Genomic DNA, 19,085 nt, shown 5'->3' on the forward strand with positions numbered 1-19,085 from the left:
TGCAAAAGCTCATGCCGAATAAGAAATGAATGTTATACAGGAAGGGAATGTTTTTGTTTTTCACAATCGGACTCCATACCAAGTCTATTTACAGGAATTAAATGGACAGCGCTTGCGGGCTAACTAAAAGCAATGGATTTCGTCGAAAGCGCCATTTGGTCATTCACTCCGTTTAAGCAGCCACATGAATCAATACGTTTTGAAATTTGATTCAAATTTCTATATTTTTAAGTATACTGCTTCTCTGCAATCCGATTATTTGGCCTTTGCCGTAGTTTCCAATTGTTTTTGTCAATAATAAATTGAGCCAGAGCGATCACTTCAAAAGTGAGCCACTTTTAGAATCAGAGTTCCCATAAATGGGAGAAGGTGGGTGTTTGGATGAGTTGCCCCTAGGGGCAACTCATCCAAACGCTTCGCGCACCTGGCTACCACTCCCCATTTTCCCTCTGTTTCATACTTTGACGGAATCGATAAGATTCTCCGTTTAGAAGAAGAATGTGCGAACGGTGAGTGAGCCGATCAAGCAACGCTGCTGTCATCTTTTCATCCCCAAAAATGTTCGTCCATTCTACAAATTCAAGATTTGTTGTAATGATGACACTTGCACGTTCATAGCGATTGGAAAAGAACTGAAATAATAGCTCTGCTCCTGTTTTGGAAAAGGGGATATATCCCAGTTCATCTACGATGATCACATCATATTTGAGCCACTTCTTCTCAAACGCACCAAGTTTGTGCTCTTCTTTAGCAATAAGCAACTCTTCCACTAACTCGGAAGCAGTAATGAATTTGGTTTTGTAGCCATTTTGGATCATAGCGATTCCAAGCCCAATGGCCAAATGGGTTTTCCCTGTGCCACTATTCCCTAGAAAAATAATATTCTCTTTTCTCTCTACAAACTCACCTTTTGCGAGTGTGAGAAATCGATTTCGATTTAAGCTCGGCATGAAAGTAAAATCATAGGTGTCTAAAGTTTTGTGGATGGGAAAGGCAGCTTGTTTGAGCCTTCGCTGTCTTTGATTTTCCTCTCTTGCCTGCACTTCTGCTTCTAATAGTGCCAATAAGTATTCTTCATACCGTAGATTTCTTTCTTCTGCCTCTCTTGCGAGAGAGCGATATTGTTTCGCAATTGTAGGCATTCTCAATTGCTTCGTGATATGGTCTAAAAGGATTTCTGTTGTCATTTCATCTGACCTCCCGTTAATTGTCCGTATTGAGCTACGTTTGCCTTTTGAATTTTATAGTCTAGTAGATTTACAGGCGTTTTCTCCTTAGATAGATCTTGGACCTGCAAGTAGTTATTCGTCAGTCTTTGAATGATTTCATGGACGACTTCATACCGATAGACCTGCGCTTGTTCAGCTTCTCGTAATGCTTGTGTCAATTTTTCCATCCCGATCTCTCGATGAAGGAGAAGGAGTCGGATAAATTTACGGTCGCCCGCGGCTCCTTCTTGTTCCCTCATTTTTCGGTGAAAACGCCTAAATACATCCGGAAGGTCAGATGATTGAAATGCATGGGCATCCCGAATCGCTCGCGGTTTTTTTAATAATGCCTCCAGATAATGATCTAGATTGGTGATCATCTGGTTCCGTTCGTAAGAACGAGGATGTTCAGCGATCACTTGATTTTGAGCCACAACGATCACATGATCGACAAATATTTTTGCCCATACAGCTTGACCTACATAACTACAAGGGACAGAATACTGATTGGTCTCCACTGTAATTAAAGAGGTCTTATTCACCTGACAAGAGACTAATCGGCAAGCTTCAAACTTCTTTTCAGGGAGTGGGTGTAGATACTCCTTTTCTTTCGCCCACATTTGCGCAACCGTTTCTTTAGTGAACGGAACGGTTTTTTCTTCCGCCTCTCTCAAACACCAGTCCAATAGATAAGCGTTTAATTCCTCCAGCGATTGTACGTCCGGAAGCGGAACGAAGACGTTTCTTCTTACGTATCCGACCGTCCCTTCCACTCGTCCTTTTTCATTCCCGGAACGAATATTACAAAACTCTGCCTTAAACAAATAGTGGGATTGTAAGGCTAGAAAAGCATCCTGTTCGAGACGATCTCTCCCTTGGAGTATTTTTACTACGGCTGTTTTTAAATTATCAAATACCCCTTCGGTAGGTACTCCTCCAAAGAATTCAAACGCATGGACAAAGCCATCTAAGAAAGCCTCCTGTTTCTCATGCAGGTATGCTCGTACAAATCGCATTCGACTTGCCGAAAGTTGCATACAAAAGAGGTAAATTCGTTGTGTTCGACCCTGTAGAATAATATCCGCCTCTCCCCAGTCGAATTGGAATTGGTGGCCGAGTTGAAAGTCAAGGGGAATAAAGACTTCCTGTAGCTTCTTCTTACGTTTGGCTACAACCTTACGGATGTTGGACTCAGATCCTTTGAAATCGTACTCATCGACCAATCTTCGATAAATTCTGGCAGCGGTATGACGTTGTTTTCCCCAACGTTTTAGATCGTCTTCGAGCCATTGATCAATAATGGGCAAGACTCGCTTCGTTTCATCGGAATACTCCTTTCCATGATAGTTTTTCTGCCGATGAATGGTGGTTGGAGCCTCATTCTGTTTTAGATATTTGCTTACGGTATTTCTTGAAATCCCTAATTTTTGAGCAATTTGTCGTTGGGATAGCCCTTCTACCTCATGCAAGAATTTGATATGATGAAATTGAGCCATCTTGATCATCCTTTTTCTCTCCCTCTGATGAAAAGTTTAGGCACTTTCAATCATAAGGGAGGTAATGAAAATTGGAAATCAGGTGGCTCATTTTTTATGTGATCGAACCCTTCAAAAGTGGCTCAATTTTAAATTATCAAATACATTTGTTAGATTTTTTATAAACGTTTCTTAAACGGTGTGCCTCATCAAAAATAATTAAATCCCATTTTACTCGCCTTAATTCACTTGCTTTATTCTTTGCAAAATATAAAGACGTAATAACTACCATATCTTGTTGGTAAAATGGATTCATAATTCCAGTATCTTGCATCTCTTTAAAATTTTTGTTTTCAAGAATAATAGAGGGTATGTAAAATTTCTCCAATAACTCTTGACTCCATTGTTTACGTAACGGTGGAGGTACAATAATTAAAATATTTCTTTTTCTTTCTGCCCATAATTGGCTAATTATAAGACCCGCTTCAATTGTTTTTCCTAATCCAACTTCATCTGCCAATATTGCGCCTCTTTCAAGTGGTGCGCGAAATGCAAATAACGCTGCTTCAACTTGATGTGGATTTAAATCCACTGTTGCATTTATTAATGATTGGTTAAGACGTCCAATTGAAGAAGACGAGTTTTGTTTAGTTAATTCATATGCATAGTATTGGCTATGATAATATGTACTCATTTAACCCCCCATATCCAAAGATCCTAAATAAATATATTTCCGTTGATATCATTAGTTCTATTTTACCATATTACAAAGATGTCTATCTATTTCACTTAATAATTACAAGTCTTTAACAGGAGCTATTTGAACCTCTAAATAATTTACAATTTTTCACAAAAATACCTAAATCCTATTAAAATATCTTCAACTTGTAAGTATAATGTTTCAGAACTAATCAGTTAATCAAGACTTTATTAATCAACTTTTAATTTTTTTTAAAAAAATTCCTTTTTCCTCTTCAAATATGAAAAAACGAAGATACAATGCTTTATGCAAAACGGAAAATACAAAATAACAAAGGAGAGGAATAACCAATGAAATGTGCAGCTTATATTCGAACTGCAAGTAAAAATCATGTAGATGACAATTTAAGAAAACAAACAGAGATGATTAAAGCATTTATTTTGAAAAACAACTGGGAACTTGAATGCATTTATGCTGATGTTGATTCTGGGGTTAATAAAAACAATAATCTGAGCTTAATGATTGAAGATGCCCATCAAGGTAAGTTTGATATCATCATTGCAACAGAGCCATCTAGACTTTTTAGAAATAATGAACTATCTTCTGAAATTAGAAATCTTTGCAAAATGAACAAAACCCATATCGTAACAGTGGATAATCGAATAAATACCATCCAAAATGATGATTGATAATTATTAAGTATGTATAGTTTGTTTTATGAACAAGAAACCGAGATGAGAAGTCAGAAAATTAAAGACGGAAAATGTTATCTAAAAAAACAATTAAATAAGGTAACCCAATAAAAAGCGAGATCCGCAGAGGTTACGTAGCCATAAACAAAGTGCATGGCTATGTAATTCTGCGGATTTTTTATTTATAAAAAATATGAAAAGGGAGAGCGATAAATCATGAATAGATTAGAGAACAATGTTGAGCGAATTTTTGCAGATACTTCGCTCACCTTCATGGATGTTATAAATTCAATTATTGATCATAAAATTGAAGAACTCGTCAATAATGCTAGTAAGGTAAACACTGCTACATCTCAAAAAGACGAGAAGGAGTATGATTCAAAATGAGATGTGCAGTATATGTTCGTGTTTCTACCGATAAAGAAGAACAAAAAGATTCCTTAAAATATCAGCAAGAACTATTTTATAACTATATATCAGAAAAAGGTTAGGATATTTACAACTTTTATATCGACGTTGAAAGCGGGACGACAGCAAAAAGGGAAGAACTTCAAAAACTTATTGAAGATGCTCAGGATAGAAAATTCGATATCATCCTTGCTAAAGAGTTATCACGTCTTGCCCGCAATGGAGAGTTATCCTATAAAATCAAAAACTTATGTGAAAACCAAGGGATTCACATCATTACATTAGATAATGCTATCAATACATTAACAGGTAACACCCATATGTTTGGCCTTTATGCATGGATGTATGAACAAGAATCTCAAAACACGAGTAATCGTGTGAAAGAGACATTAAAAACTCGTGCAAAAAATGGACTTTTTAAAGGTTCGAATCCTCCATATGGTTATGAAGTAAGAGATGGAAAACTGTATATCCGTAATGATGAGACACCAAATATTGTTAGGCGTATTTTTAGAGAATATTTAGAAGGAAATGGAAGACAAAGTATTGCGAGACGTCTGTACAATGAAGGGATTCCAACACCTGCTCAAGTGGCTGGAAAATCAAATGCCGGAGATAAATGGCACGATTCTACAATTAAATGTATCTTAACGAATCCTCATTACGTAGGAGATCTTGTTCAAGGCAGAACAACAACAGTAAGTGTAACGAGTAAAAGGAGGAAAAAAATTCCAAAAGAAGGACAGTTTATTATCGAAAATGCACATGAGCCAATTATATCAAGGGAAATGTTTGATGCTGTCCAAAATCAATTAGAGCAGAGAAGAAAATATATTACGGCACCCAAGATACATCTTTTTACTAATGTCCTCTTTTGTGCCGATTGTGGTACAGGTATGTGGTTCCGAAGCAATCGAGACGGATACATTTGTGGGGCTTATGCGCGTCATGGAAAAAAAGCTTGTACCGCCCACACAATAAAAGAGGATTTTTTAAAAGAAACAATTCTAAATGACATACAATCCTTAATTCATCAAATTGACAAAGAGCAATATATAAAGAAGATGGAGAGAAAATCGAAAAGTACAAAATCGGATTCTCAAAAGAGAATCAATAAGATTACCAAACAGATGGATGTTTTAAAAAATCGAAAAAGGAAATTCATCAACCTGTTAGCTGACGGAATCATTACCAATGAAGAATATCAAGAAAGTATTGAAGCAACGAACAAGGAATTAACTGAATTAATAGAACAGAAAAATAAACTTCTAACATTTATGGAGGGTGAAGATGTAATCGTAACCATTGAAAAGTTAAAAAAGGAACTACTTCAGTTCCTAAATTTTGATGAATTAACAGAAGATATGCTTCACCGTTTAATCAATCGAATCGAAGTAAAAAAAGACGGTACACCAATTATTCATTATCGGTTTGCAACACCAAAAATTGAATAGAGGCAAGAGAAAAACCTTATCTTGCCTCTTTTTTTTATTTTAAAACTATCTGCGACACGCACTCAACGTGCGCCGTATGCGGGAACATGTCGACTGGCTGGACTTCTTTTGTTTCGTAGCCGCCTTGTTCTAGGATGGCAATGTCGCGCGCTAATGTCGCCGGGTTGCAGGAGACGTAGACGACTTTTTTTGGTTTCATTGCTATAATTGTTTGAAGCAGTGAATGATCGCAGCCTTTTCGAGGAGGATCCACGACGATGACGTCTGCGCGAATTCCTTGTGCATGCCATTTGGGCATGATCTCCTCTGCTTCACCGACGGCAAATTCAACGTTCTCGATGCCGTTTAGTTTTGCATTTCGTTTGGCATCTTCAATGGCATCGGGCACAATTTCCACGCCGTACACTTTTTTAGCTTTTTGCGCAAGGAAGAGTGAAATCGTTCCGATCCCGCAATAGGCGTCGATGACCGTTTCTTCTCCTGTAAGTTCGGCGTATTCTAACGCTTTTTCGTAAAGCGCCTTCGTCTGTTCAGGGTTCACTTGGTAAAAAGAGCGTGCGGAAATGGCAAACTTAATTGATCCGATATAATCATATATATATTCCAAACCCGAAAGCAGCTTTGTTTCTTCGCCAAATATGACGTTTGTCCGTTTCGGGTTTATGTTTTGGACAATCGATCGAATGTTTGGAAATTTAGCGGTAATTTCAGCTAAAATTTTCTTTTTATGTGGAAAATCAGCTGTTCGGGTAACGAAAACAAGCATCGCTTGCTTTGTTTGATACCCGTAGCGGACAACGATATGGCGCAGCCATCCTTGATGGGTTTGTTCGTTGTAAGCTTGGATGTGATAGCGGTTCAATATCGCTTTAACTTCTCGGACAATTCGGTCATTTTCCGTCTGCTGAATGAGACATCTCTCCATATCGATAATTTCGTGCGTTCTTTGTTGATAAAAGCCTGCAATCAGGGCGCCTTCCCGCTCCCCGATTGGAACCTGTGCTTTATTTCGATAATTCCAAGGATCGCTCATTCCGATCGTTGGATGAACCGTGACTTTTTCTACATCCACTTTTCCGATGCGGGCAAGCGTTTCTTTTACTATTTTTTGCTTATGGCGCAGTTGGCCGTCATAGCTTACATGCTGAAGCTGGCAGCCTCCGCATTGTTTGTATATGGGACAAAGCGCATCTGCCCGATCGGGGCTTGTTTTCGATAATTTCATGAGACGTCCGTATCCATAGCCTTTTTTTACTTTGACAACTTTGACTGTTCCCTTTTCTCCAGGCAAAGCATTCGGGACAAATAAAGGAAAGCCGTTGATTTTGGCTACTCCTGCCCCGTCATGTGTTAAATCTTCAAACAATACATCGTAATAATCATTTTTCTTCACTGGTGCTTCCATGTTGTTTTCTTCCTTTTTGATCAGAATGAACTGAAAAAATTGTATCACAACCGTAAAAATGACCCAAGTGATTTTATTATTGTCATAATAGGAAATACTATTGTAATGAAAATATAAAAGGGCGGCACGTAACATTGGTTCATGAAAAAGCGTCTATATTAGCTGAAGGAGTGAATTTACATGGATCAAAGTTTTAAAGAGTCACTCATCGAACAGCTTATTGCCAACGGTGTTTACAAAGGGGAAGATGGACAACAATTATATGAATTGAACGTCATTGAGTTGTTAAAACTTGTCAATAAAATTGAAAACGATCATTACCATTTTGGAAAATAAAAATTTCGTTTTTCCAGCTTGAAAGCAAGGCTGTAAAAACAGCTGCACCTTTCTTTCATTACATTTTGTTTAACAAGCTGCCTGCAAAGCTTTTGCAGTGGTTTTTTTTAAGCAAAATGTTGCAGACAAGTCATATAAATCGTTGAAATTAGCGCAGGGAGCCGCATTTCATCTATTCAAAAACGGTAAAGAGCAGCCTATTCGCTGCTCTTTTCAATTGGCGCGTTTTTTTCCGCTTTTTCTTTTGACATGATGATCTCAATATATTGATACAAGTTTTCAAATTCAGCAGGCAGGAGTCCTCCGTATTCGCCGTCCAAGTTTAACTGCATTTTGTCTTCTGTCTTTACTTTTATCCGATTGGCTTTTGTATAAATTACATTTTCACTGTGAATATGCTCGCCTTTTAACGCCAGGCTGGCAAGGCGAATAAACTCCGCGAGGCTGACTTTTTTCAAAATCAGTAAATCAAACATGCCATCATTTAAAATTGAGTCTGGAGCCAGCTTTTCAAACCCTCCGACCGAATTTGTCAAGCTGATTAAAAAAAGCATGATCTCTCCTTGAAACAGCTTGCCATCATATTCAATTTCCACTTCTGTCGGATGGATGGAAGGGAGCATTTCAATCCCCTTTAAATAATAAGCAAGCTGCCCTAAAACGGTCTTTAATTTGCTTGGAACGTCATAAGTAAGCTCTGTTAATTTTCCGCCGCCGGCAATATTAATAAAATATTGGTCATTCACTTTTCCAATGTCTATTTTCCTTTTTACGCCGTTCAGCAGCGTATCGACTGCGTGCAAAATATTGTCGCGGGGAATGCCGATTGCACGGGCAAAATCGTTTGTAGTTCCGACGGGGATGATTCCGAGCGTCGGACGATTTTCCATGACTGCGAGCCCGTTCACAACTTCGTTCACCGTACCGTCTCCACCCGCAGCGATTATGAGGTCAAACCCGCGTTCAGCAGCCTGTTTCGCTGCATTTGTCGCATCTCCTTCACCGGTAGTAGCATGGCACGATGTTTCATAGCCGGCCTCTTCAAATTTAGCAAGAACTTCAGGGAGCTGTTTTTTGAAAGCCTCTCGACCAGATGTGGGGTTATAAATGATTCTTGCGCGTTTCATTCACATCATCCTATACTATCCATTTCTATTGTAAAAATAGAATCATTAATAGATTATTCCTTTTTGACAAAACAAACAAGTTTTTTCTATCATTTGTGCTCATTTATACTACTTTGTCAATAAACGTTTATTCTATTTTTATTTTGATAAAACTGTTCGCCATTTAAACACTTTTTTCAAATTCCAGCTTCAAAAATTCACGGATGGGTTTTATTCCCATTTTAATACAAATAAAACACCCAGCTGCTAAGCTGAGCGTCTATTAAAATTATCGTTTCTTTATTTCTTGTAATAACAATTTGTTTACTAATTGCGGGTTGGCTTGTCCCTTCGTTTTTTTCATAATTTGACCGACTAGAAAGCCAATCGCTTTATCTTTTCCGTTTTTAAAGTCGATAACCGATTGCTCATTTTCATCCAATGTTTCGATTACAAGCTTTAAGATGGCACCTTCATCAGAAATTTGAACAAGCCCTTTTTCTTTCACGATTTTTTCAGGGTCTCCGCCTTTTTCAATCAGCTCTTTGAACACTTTTTTCGCGATTTTGGAGGAGATGGTTCCATTTTCGATCAGCTTGATCATTCCTGCAAGACTTTCCGGGGTGAGCGCCACTTCAGACAACTCTTTTTGCTCTGCATTTAAATATGCTGATACTTCTCCCATCAGCCAGTTAGAAGCTTGTTTCGCATCAGCTCCGGCTTTAACTGTTGCTTCAAAGAAATCAGACATTTCTTTCGTCATTGTCAGCACTTTAGCATCATACGCTGGGAGTCCAAGCTCTTCAACATATCGTTTTTGGCGCGCATCCGGCAGCTCCGGAATCGATGACCGGACTCTTTCTTTCCACTCATCATCAATGTAAAGAGTGACTAAATCAGGTTCAGGAAAATAACGATAATCGTCTGATCCTTCTTTAACGCGCATTAAAATCGTTTTCCCTGTAGCCTCATCAAAACGGCGTGTTTCTTGTTGAATGACGCCGCCGGATAAAAGCACTTCCGCCTGACGTTTTTCTTCATATTCGAGCCCTTTGCGCACAAAGTTAAATGAGTTTAAGTTTTTCAATTCTGTTTTTGTGCCAAATTCTTTTTGTCCGATCGGGCGGAGCGAAATGTTTGCGTCGCAGCGAAGAGATCCTTCTTCCATTTTACAGTCGGATACGCCAGTATATTGAATAATCGATTTTAATTTTTCCAAATATGCATAGGCTTCTTCAGGTGAGCGGATGTCCGGCTCTGATACAATTTCAATCAGCGGTGTTCCTTGACGGTTAAAGTCTACAAGAGAATAGCCGTCGCCAGTATGCGTCAATTTGCCAGCATCCTCTTCTAAATGAAGGCGCGTAATGCCGATTTTCTTTTTCTTTCCGTTCACTTCAATTTCAATCCAGCCGTTTTGACCGATCGGCTGATCATATTGGGAAATTTGATATGCTTTCGGGTTGTCCGGATAAAAATAGTTTTTCCGGTCAAACTTTGTATAAGTAGCCACTTCGCAGTTCAATGCCATCGCAGCTTTCATTGCGAATTCAACGGCTTCTTTATTTAAAACGGGCAAAACTCCCGGGTATCCGAGGTCAATGACCGTTGTGTTTGTATTTGGTTCAGCACCGAAAGCGTTTGGTGCACTTGAAAAGATTTTCGATTTCGTTTTCAATTCCACATGTACTTCAAGTCCGATGACCGTTTCAAAGTTCATTAGTTCTCACCCCTTACAGTTCCGGTTTTTGTTTATGGAAGTCTGTTGCTTGTTCGTATGCATGGGCAACGCGATAAACGGTGCTCTCGTCAAAATGCTTGCCGATGATTTGCAATCCCAGCGGCAGGCCGTTGGCAAATCCGCAAGGTACGGAAATAGCAGGAACTCCGGCAAGGTTCACATTGATTGTTAAAATATCGTTCGCATACATCGTGAGTGGATCGTCAATTTTTTCGCCGATTTTAAATGCTGGAGTCGGGGTTGTCGGTCCGATGATGACGTCATATTTTTCAAAAACGTCTTCAAAATCTTTTTTAATAAGCGTGCGCACTTGCTGCGCTTTTTTGTAATATGCATCATAATATCCAGAGCTTAATGCAAATGTACCGAGCATAATGCGGCGTTTTACCTCATTTCCAAAGCCTTCCGCGCGTGTTTGTTTATACATATCGATCAAGGTTTCAGCGTTGTCGGAGCGATAGCCGTAGCGGACTCCGTCAAAACGGGCGAGATTCGCAGATGCTTCGGATGAGGCAAGCAAATAATATGTAGCAATACCGTATTTGGAATGCGGCAAAGATACTTCTTCCCATTCTGCGCCCAATCCTTCGAGTACTTTTAAAGCAGCCAGTACGGCCTCGCGCGACTCACGGCTTACCCCTTCACCTAAATACTCTTTTGGAACCGCAATTTTCAGCCCTTTAATATCTCCAGTTAAAGCGGATATATAATCAGGAACTTCCACATTTGCACTTGTGGAATCCATTGGATCAAGACCTGAAATGACTTGAAGAAGGTAAGCGTTGTCTTCAACAGTTCTTGTTATCGGTCCGATTTGATCTAATGAAGACGCGAATGCGACTAATCCGAAACGGGAGACTCGTCCATATGTAGGCTTCAAGCCAACAACCCCGCAGAATGCTGCCGGCTGGCGAATCGAGCCGCCTGTATCAGAGCCTAGTGCAAACGGAACTTCTCCTGCGCTGACAGCCGCTGCGCTGCCGCCGCTGGAACCGCCTGGAACCGCTTCTAAATTCCATGGGTTTTTCGTCTTTTTAAATGCGGACGTTTCAGTGGATGATCCCATCGCAAACTCATCCATGTTTAATTTGCCGATCGTAATCGCTTCAGCTTCTTCCAGCTTGCGCATAACTGTTGCATCATAAATTGGGTCAAAGTTTTCAAGAATTTTGCTTGCACAGGTTGTGCGTAAATCCTTTGTCACAATGTTATCTTTAATTCCTATCGGCATGCCAAACAATAAACCGTATGTATCTTTTTTTCCTATTTCATTATCCAGTTGTTTTGCTTTTTCTCGGGCTCGTTCTTCATCGAGGGTTAAGAAAGCTTCTACCTTTCCGTCGACTTCTTGAATGCGCTTGTAAGACTCATCGACAAGATCGGAGACGGAAATTTCTTTTCGGTGCAGCATTTGTTTTAATTCAGATATTTTATGATCAAACAGAGCCATGTTCGCTTCGTCCTCCTTACTCAAGAATGGCTGGTACGCGGAATTGTCCGTCTTTTTGGTCAGGAGCATTTTTCAACGCAACTTCCCGTGGAAGACCCGGCTCAGGTTGATCTTCGCGCATGACATTTTTCATATCCAAAACGTGGGAAGTTGGTTGAACGTTCTCCGTATCCAATTCATTTAACTGCTCAGCAAACGTTATAATCGCGTCAAGCTGATTGGTAAACATCTCTGCTTCCTCTTCCGTAATTGCCAAGCGGGCAAGATGAGCAACATGTTTTACTTGTTCTTTCGAAATGCGTGACATCCCAATTCACCTCCACTTTTTCGAACACACTGCAATACTCTGATAATATCAAATTTTAGCCAGATAAAGCAACACCCCCGAAATGTTGAAACAATATTGCACGAAGGCAGGCTGAAAAAAGCCCCTTTACAGATGATTTTCTTTTCACATGTAATTTTCAAAACGTCGAAGGACTTCAGCCAAAAATTCAAATATAGGTACATTCGTCCAAACGTTTTATTCATTCGTGAATATAAAAGTATTGTACGGTACATTATTCGGAGGTGAAAAACATGAGTTTTGGATTCGGTTCTTGTCAAGGCTACGGTTACGGAGGATATGACGGTGGATTCGGGTACGGTGGTGGATTCGGACACGGTGGTGGATTTGCCCTTATAGTAGTATTGTTCATTTTGTTGATCATTGTAGGTACTGCTTTTGTAAAGTGGTGAACACCGTTTAACCAAATGCCCGCCAAAAAACGATCAATATAAAGGTGATTTCAAAATCCCCCCTTTTTGAAATCACCTGTTTTTTTATTGAAAAACATGAACTGTCGGTTTTTCCTGCCCTGGCTCTCTAACGATGAGCGCTTCCGGACCTCTTGAAGAGTTGATGGTCACTTCAAGAGAAATATAGTCTTTATAATATTCTACAACTTTCCCAGTTAAAAATTGTGTAAAGGCGATGACTTCTGTTTTTCCGTAAAACTGAACCGGTATTTCTATTTTCATTTGCTTCATTTCACCGTCTTGATAAAAAGCTTTCCCAATGATGCCTGTGTAGTTAGGGAAAAAGTCTTCAATATCTCCTTTTAAACGTTTAAATGTGTTGGCATCGTCCGGTTTTTTCTTTGTCCCCTCTTCAGATGGGAAAAAGTAATACTCTTCGTTAATATTTTCCCATTTTCCAATATTTTCACTTCCGCCATCAACGATTGTTCTTGCAAAAAAATGTCCTGGAACAATCGAAGATTTAGGCGCTTGTTCGTAAAGGGAAACAACAATCGGCACTTTTTCTAATCCTTCTATATTTCGAAGCCTCTTCACAACCACTTGTGCAATTTCCTTCCCTTTCTTTTCAACGGTAGCCTTGTCTATTTTATTTTCTTTTTGGATGCCGTCTTCCGTGCGGTAATAATAAACAGAATTCAAGGCCAAACCGATCGACACTCCGCCAAGCTCAAGTGTTTTTTCATCTTTTTTTACAAGGTAATTATGTTCAAGTATATGCGTTACATAAATGGGGCTTTTTTCGGAGCTTTCTGGCGGATTTAAACCTTCATTTTTGAAAGATTTATCCTTTCTTTTCGCTTCTTCCAAATCTTTTCCTTCCAGCTTGCGGCCAAGCCAGTTTTGGACAGTTTTTTTGTCTAAATATTGTCCTTCTTGAAACACATATTTATCCGTCGGAAACTTGTCGCTGGCCATCCGCATAAGACCAGTTTCAAATTCATCGATATCAAATCTTGTATTGAGATTGCTTGCCACAAGCCCCCGCGCTTCACTCGTTTTAAAAGGCACGAGCATCTTATAATAATCTTCCGAAATTCTGTATTTCGGAATAATTGCTTTTTCCTCCGTTGATTCTTCCGTCTCTTGTACAATTTGCTCCGGTTCTCCAATGTCCTGCGAGCATGCACTGAGCACAGCCATGCACGCTGCCGCTATAATCAAAAGTTTTTTCAAGGTACCTTCCCTCTCCTATTTCCTTAATTCTTCAAGCAAACGAGACTCATCCCAGACTTCTATGTTTAATTCGCGAGCTTTTGCGAGCTTGCTGCCGGCATCTTCACCAGCGATCACAAGATCTGTTTTTTTGCTCACACTGCCAGTAACTTTTCCGCCTCTTGCTTCAATTTGTTCTTTTGCTTCATTGCGGGACATTTCAGCAAGCTTCCCTGTTAAAACGATTGTCTTTCCGGCAAAGTATGAATCTTTTTCTTCTGAATTTGTCCGTTTCGGACCTTTATACGTCATATTGACACCGAATGACTTTAATTCTTCAATCAATTCTTTTACTTCAGGCTGTTCAAAAAAAGTAGCGATGGAATCAGCCATTTTTTCTCCAATTTCTGGTATGCTGATTAATTGTTCTCTTGTTGCGCTTTGCAGTCGCTCCATTGTTTCAAAATGCTCTGCTAAAATTTTTGCGGCTTTTTCTCCGACATAGCGAATGCCTAGCCCGAATAAAAGGCGCTCCAGCGAATTTTCCTTCGACCGTTCAATCGCATGTAACAAATTATCCGTTGATTTTTCACCCATCCGTTCAAGCTGAAGCAATTGAGATTTTGTTAATTTGTATAAATCCGCTACATCTTGAATCAAACCTTCTTTAAACAATTGGGTGATGACGCGTTCCCCTAATCCTTCAATATTCATCGCATTTCGGGAAACAAAATGGATGAGACCTTCGCGAATTTGCGCCGGACATTTTGGATTAATGCATCTAAGCGCAACTTCTCCTTCTAACCGGACCAGCTCGCTATTGCATTCAGGACAGTGCGAAGGCATCCGAAAATCCTGTTCATTGCCTGTTCTTCTGTCAACAAGAACATTTACAATTTCAGGAATGATGTCCCCGGCTTTTTTCACGACGACGAAGTCCCCAAGTTTAATATCTTTTTCCCGAATCAAATCTTCATTATGAAGGGAAGCTCGTTTGACGGTTGTCCCGGCAACCTTTACAGGCTCTAAGATCGCTGTTGGGGTAATGACGCCGGTGCGTCCGACAGCGAGTTCAATATCCAGCAGCTTCGTCACTACCTCTTCTGCCGGAAACTTATAGGCAATCGCCCATCTCGGGCTTTTCGCAGTTGCCCCGAGCGCTTCCTGCTGACGCAAACTATCAACCTTAATTACAACTCCGTCAATATCATACGGAAGCTGAGACCGCTTTTCCAACAATTGATCAAGCAGCTCGATCACTTCGTCGATGTTTTTGCATTTTCTGCGTTCATGATTTGTTTTAAAGCCGAGTTCATCAAGCAAGTCCAATCCTTCACTATGAGAAGACACTCCGGTATCGCCAAGCTCTGCTATGTTATAGACGAAAATATCTAAGTTTCGTTTCGCGGCAATTTTTGGGTCTAGCTGGCGCAAGGAACCAGCAGCAGCGTTTCTTGGATTGGCAAATGGGACTTCCCCTTTTGCAATCCGCTCCTCATTTAATTTTTCAAATGATGCTTTCGGCATAAATGCTTCTCCGCGCACTTCAATCGATAAATTTTTCTTTAGTCTCAAAGGGATCGAGCGGATCGTTTTTAAATTTTCCGTGATATCTTCCCCGGTCGTGCCGTCTCCTCGTGTTGATCCTTGTACAAACAGGCCGTTTTCATATCGAAGGGAAACCGCCAGTCCGTCAATTTTCAGCTCCACAACATATTCGACATCCCCAACTGCTTGACGGACTCGCCTGTCAAAGTCACGCAAGTCCTGCTCATTAAAAGCGTTTGCCAAACTCAGCATCGGCACGCGGTGCTCCACTTTTCGGAAAGCATCTAAAACAGCGCCCCCCACACGCTGGGAGGGAGAATCAGGGGTTTTCAGCTCAGGATATTTTTCCTCAAGTTCAATAAGTTCTCTCATGAGCCGGTCATACTCTGCGTCAGGAACAGACGGATTGTCAAGAACGTGATATTCATAATTATATTGATTCAAAAGCTTGTGCAATTCTTTTACACGGTTTTCTGCCGTACGTTTATCCATATGTGTCAATTCCTTCCTTCAAATAGTTACTGTACTTTTTCAATTGGTGCAAATTTAGCAAGCAACCGTTTAATGCCGACAGGACTTGGAAATGCCACGTCAAGTTCTTGATCCTCCCCATCGCCTTTCACTCGGACGACAACACCGACACCCCATTTTCCGTGCACGGCTTTATCACCTACTGACCAAGCCTTTACATCTCCTCCCGTTGATTTGGCTCCGATTGTTCTATTCAGTTTCGGCTTTGGAGATTTCTTTTCATTTAAGTCTTCTAAAACCTCTTTCGGCATCTCTTCAATAAAACGAGATTCCGGGTTCATGTTTGTTCTTCCGAAAAGGGTCCTCATTTTCGCATTTGTTACATACAATTCTTCCTCTGCCCGCGTTATCCCGACGTATGCCAGCCGGCGCTCTTCCTCCATTTCCGCCTCTTCCATCAAGGCTCGGCTGTGAGGAAATACACCTTCTTCCATCCCGATCATAAATACAACCGGAAACTCCAAACCTTTTGCCGAATGGATCGTCATCAATAACACGGAATCTTTCGGCTCCGATTGCTCTTCATCAATGCGGTCAATGTCCGCAATCAAGGCCAAATCCGTTAAAAAGGCGACAAGGCTTTTGTCCTCATTTTGTTTTTCAAAGTTTTGAGTTACAGATAAAAATTCATCAATGTTCTCTAAACGACCTTGGGCTTCCAATGTTTTTTCCTGCTTAAGCATCTCCCTGTAGCCGGTTCTGTCAAGAATCTCTTCCACAAGCTCAGTGACGGACACATAGTCTTGTATTTGTGACAGCTGCTGGATCAATTCACGGAATTCCGTCAACACTTTCATAGCACGAGTGCTGACTCCGATATGTTCCATTTCTTCTAAAGCAGCAAACATCGAGATGCCTTGCTGGGCTGCATAATTCATTATTTTTTCAACGGTTGATGCACCGATGCCCCGTTTCGGAACATTGATGATTCGCACCAAACTAATATCATCATTCTGGTTTGCCACTAGACGCATGTATGCAAGAATATCCTTGATTTCTTTCCGGTCATAGAACTTAATGCCGCCGACAATTTTATAATCAATATTCGATTTTAACAGCACTTCCTCTATGACACGGGACTGTGCATTTGTACGATACAATACAGCAATATCGGAAAGTTTTCTTTTGCCTGATTGGACGAGCTCTTGAATTTGCTTGGCGACAAACTGGGCCTCCCCAATTTCGTGATCGGCCCGGTAGTAAACAATTTTTTTCCCTTCAGGGTTTTCCGTCCATAAATTTTTCGGCTTTCTGTTCATATTATTTTTAATGACTTCATTGGCCGCATGCAAAATACGCTTGGTAGAACGATAATTTTGTTCAAGCAAAATCACTTTAGCGTTCGGATAATCTTTTTCAAACGATAAAATGTTTCCGATGTCCGCCCCTCGCCAGCGATAAATCGATTGATCCGAATCGCCGACAACACAAATATTTTGAAAACGGGATGCCAGCATCTTTACAAGCGTGTATTGTGCGCGGTTTGTATCTTGATATTCATCAACATGAATGTATTGAAATTTCCGCTGATAATATTCAAGTACTTCTGGAACACGTTGAAAAAGCAGTATCGTTGACATAATGAGGTCATCAAAATCAAGAGCTTGGTTTTTCAACAATTTTTTTTGGTAGTCGATATAGATATCGCTGACAATTTGCTCCCACACATCTCCTGCTTGACGAGCAAATTCCTCCGGGGAAATGAGATCGTTTTTCGCGCTGCTGATAGTGCCGAGAATGGCTCGAGGATCATATTTTTTAGGATCAATGTTTCGTTCTTTTAAAATCCCTTTGATGACAGACAATTGGTCTGATGTATCCAATATCGTAAAATTGCGATTGACGCCGATCCGGTCAATATCTCGGCGAAGGATTCGCACGCACATCGAGTGAAAAGTGGAAATCCATATTTCCTCAGCGCCAGGGCCAAGCAGTTGTTCAATCCGGTCTTTCATTTCCCTCGCTGCTTTATTTGTGAAGGTAATAGCAAGAATATTCCAAGGTGCTACCCCTTTTTCTGCCATTAAATAAGCGATCCGGTGGGTGAGAACCCTCGTCTTGCCGCTGCCTGCACCCGCCATTATTAAAAGAGGACCTTCCGTATGTTTCGTCGCTTTTTGCTGCTGTTCATTCAAACCTGAGAGGAGCTGCTCAGTCAAAAAATGCATTCAACACTCACCTCATTTTCACTTTCTTTACCCTTTAACAGCGCGGACAGTTTCAAGCGCTGATTGTAAATTTTCATAAATGGCATTCCCGACAACGATGATGTCAGCGTGCTCGGCCATTTCTTTTGCTTGCGCAGCATTTTGAATGCCGCCCCCATAAATAAGCCTAGTATTCGTTAAAACCGATTTCGCTGCTTTTACTGCTTCAACATTGCCGTACGTTCCGCTATATTCTAAATAAAAGAGCGGAAGATGAAACATGTTTTCCGCCATTCTCGCATACGCTTTAATATCATCCAAATTAAGCTCCGTCTTTGCTTCGGTCAATTTTGCCGCTTTACACTCTCCATTTAAAATGCAATAACCTTCCATTAAAATATCATTCCAGTTCATAATGTCACCAAACTCTTTCATTGCTTGGTGATGCAGCTCCGTAATCCATGTAGTATTTCGGCTGTTTAAAACCGTCGGAATAAAATACAAATCAAATCCTGGAACAATCGATTCTAAATTCGATACTTCCAGCACGCATGGAACGAGAAAACGCCGCACCCGCGAAAGCAAAGAAAGAACATTATCTTCCGTTACATTGTCGCTTCCTCCAATGATAACAGCGTCCGTTTTTGATTCACAAATTTTTTCAAGCTGTTCATCGGAAATGGCTTTATCCGGATCGAGCTTAAACACATGTCTCCACTCGTTCACATCATACATACATAATCCTCCATTTCATATACCATTTCATTATTATATCAAATTATAATAGGACAAAAAAATGGTGAATCAATGAAAGTCTGTAGATGTATTAGAAAGAGTTTTTTTAATATGAGAGGGGGTTTTTTTTAAGCTATGTTGAAGAAGCCTTTCAGAGTTTTAAAAGTTCTAAACTAAAAAAGAGCTGCTGATTTCA

17 protein-coding genes are annotated in these 19,085 nt (G+C 40.2%); 5 read left to right on the plus strand and 12 right to left on the minus strand.

The annotated features are described in order from the left end of the window. Nucleotides 1–428: 428 nt before the first annotated feature. The 3 genes from istB to NSQ94_RS17220 all read right to left on the minus strand — a co-directional run bounded on the left by istB (nucleotide 429) and on the right by NSQ94_RS17220 (nucleotide 3,377). Entirely contained in the window at nucleotides 429–1,187 is a 759-nt protein-coding gene (gene istB, locus NSQ94_RS17210; RefSeq protein WP_066251710.1) for an IS21-like element helper ATPase IstB, read from the minus strand. Continuing rightward, entirely contained in the window at nucleotides 1,184–2,713 is a 1,530-nt protein-coding gene (gene istA / locus NSQ94_RS17215; protein WP_066251714.1) for an IS21 family transposase, read from the minus strand. Before istA ends, istB begins: the two co-directional genes overlap by 4 nt. A gap of 127 nt (nucleotides 2,714–2,840) precedes the next feature. Then, a complete protein-coding gene (locus NSQ94_RS17220) occupies nucleotides 2,841–3,377 on the minus strand; it encodes an SNF2-related protein (RefSeq protein WP_242009300.1) in 537 nt (178 codons plus the stop codon). Between the two features lie 356 nt (nucleotides 3,378–3,733). Between NSQ94_RS17220 and NSQ94_RS17225 the strand changes: the two genes are divergently transcribed. From NSQ94_RS17225 to NSQ94_RS17235, 3 genes are all read left to right on the plus strand, one after another. Then, complete coding sequence (locus tag NSQ94_RS17225) at nucleotides 3,734–4,072, plus strand: recombinase family protein (RefSeq protein WP_144597467.1); 339 nt, start codon at nucleotides 3,734–3,736, stop codon at nucleotides 4,070–4,072. 219 nt (nucleotides 4,073–4,291) lie between these two features. Further along, nucleotides 4,292–4,462, plus strand: coding sequence for a hypothetical protein (locus NSQ94_RS17230; RefSeq protein WP_199757328.1), 171 nt, complete (start codon nucleotides 4,292–4,294; stop codon nucleotides 4,460–4,462). Between the two features lie 122 nt (nucleotides 4,463–4,584). After that, nucleotides 4,585–5,937, plus strand: a complete 1,353-nt coding sequence (locus tag NSQ94_RS17235) for a recombinase family protein (protein ID WP_242009301.1) — start codon at nucleotides 4,585–4,587, stop codon at nucleotides 5,935–5,937. Between the two features lie 34 nt (nucleotides 5,938–5,971). Here NSQ94_RS17235 and rlmD read toward each other — a convergent pair whose 3' ends face one another. Beyond that, nucleotides 5,972–7,342 carry a 23S rRNA (uracil(1939)-C(5))-methyltransferase RlmD gene (gene rlmD / locus NSQ94_RS17240; RefSeq protein WP_339229751.1) on the minus strand — a complete coding sequence of 457 codons (1,371 nt, stop codon included), beginning with the start codon at nucleotides 7,340–7,342 and terminating at the stop codon, nucleotides 5,972–5,974. Between the two features lie 180 nt (nucleotides 7,343–7,522). Here rlmD and NSQ94_RS17245 point away from each other — a divergent pair, with 180 nt between their 5' ends. Beyond that, nucleotides 7,523–7,678 (plus strand): Fur-regulated basic protein FbpA, encoded by a 156-nt coding sequence (locus tag NSQ94_RS17245; protein WP_327848227.1) that lies wholly within the window; start codon nucleotides 7,523–7,525, stop codon nucleotides 7,676–7,678. A gap of 197 nt (nucleotides 7,679–7,875) precedes the next feature. Here the strand turns inward: NSQ94_RS17245 and NSQ94_RS17250 are convergent, their stop codons facing one another. The 4 genes from NSQ94_RS17250 to gatC form a co-directional block, all read right to left on the minus strand. Then, the gene (locus NSQ94_RS17250; protein ID WP_327848228.1) at nucleotides 7,876–8,805 is read right to left on the minus strand and encodes a diacylglycerol kinase; all 930 of its coding nucleotides are present in this window, start codon (nucleotides 8,803–8,805) and stop codon (nucleotides 7,876–7,878) included. A 268-nt stretch (nucleotides 8,806–9,073) separates the two neighbouring features. Beyond that, nucleotides 9,074–10,504: an Asp-tRNA(Asn)/Glu-tRNA(Gln) amidotransferase subunit GatB gene (gene gatB / locus NSQ94_RS17255; protein ID WP_144597463.1), complete on the minus strand. Its 1,431-nt coding sequence runs from the start codon at nucleotides 10,502–10,504 to the stop codon at nucleotides 9,074–9,076. Nucleotides 10,505–10,517: 13 nt separating this feature from the next. Then, a complete protein-coding gene (gatA, locus tag NSQ94_RS17260) occupies nucleotides 10,518–11,975 on the minus strand; it encodes an Asp-tRNA(Asn)/Glu-tRNA(Gln) amidotransferase subunit GatA (RefSeq protein WP_094244375.1) in 1,458 nt (485 codons plus the stop codon). Between the two features lie 16 nt (nucleotides 11,976–11,991). After that, nucleotides 11,992–12,282 (minus strand): Asp-tRNA(Asn)/Glu-tRNA(Gln) amidotransferase subunit GatC, encoded by a 291-nt coding sequence (gene gatC / locus NSQ94_RS17265; protein WP_063388808.1) that lies wholly within the window; start codon nucleotides 12,280–12,282, stop codon nucleotides 11,992–11,994. Between the two features lie 272 nt (nucleotides 12,283–12,554). Here gatC and NSQ94_RS17270 point away from each other — a divergent pair, with 272 nt between their 5' ends. Continuing rightward, entirely contained in the window at nucleotides 12,555–12,713 is a 159-nt protein-coding gene (locus NSQ94_RS17270) for a YjcZ family sporulation protein (RefSeq protein ID WP_082829587.1), read from the plus strand. A gap of 84 nt (nucleotides 12,714–12,797) precedes the next feature. Here the strand turns inward: NSQ94_RS17270 and NSQ94_RS17275 are convergent, their stop codons facing one another. Genes NSQ94_RS17275 through NSQ94_RS17290 form a run of 4 tightly spaced genes read right to left on the minus strand, consistent with a single transcriptional unit; the run spans nucleotide 12,798 to nucleotide 18,889 of the window. Next, nucleotides 12,798–13,949: a CamS family sex pheromone protein gene (locus NSQ94_RS17275; RefSeq protein ID WP_339193449.1), complete on the minus strand. Its 1,152-nt coding sequence runs from the start codon at nucleotides 13,947–13,949 to the stop codon at nucleotides 12,798–12,800. 15 nt (nucleotides 13,950–13,964) lie between these two features. Then, a complete protein-coding gene (gene ligA / locus NSQ94_RS17280) occupies nucleotides 13,965–15,968 on the minus strand; it encodes an NAD-dependent DNA ligase LigA (RefSeq protein ID WP_339193451.1) in 2,004 nt (667 codons plus the stop codon). 26 nt (nucleotides 15,969–15,994) lie between these two features. Further along, nucleotides 15,995–18,175 (minus strand): DNA helicase PcrA, encoded by a 2,181-nt coding sequence (gene pcrA, locus NSQ94_RS17285; protein WP_339193452.1) that lies wholly within the window; start codon nucleotides 18,173–18,175, stop codon nucleotides 15,995–15,997. 27 nt (nucleotides 18,176–18,202) lie between these two features. Continuing rightward, a complete protein-coding gene (locus tag NSQ94_RS17290; RefSeq protein WP_066250770.1) occupies nucleotides 18,203–18,889 on the minus strand; it encodes a heptaprenylglyceryl phosphate synthase in 687 nt (228 codons plus the stop codon). Nucleotides 18,890–19,085 lie beyond the last annotated feature (196 nt).

It is taken from the genome of Aeribacillus sp. FSL K6-2833, from assembly GCF_037965815.1.
GTDB classification, from domain to species: domain Bacteria; phylum Bacillota; class Bacilli; order Bacillales; family Aeribacillaceae; genus Aeribacillus; species Aeribacillus composti.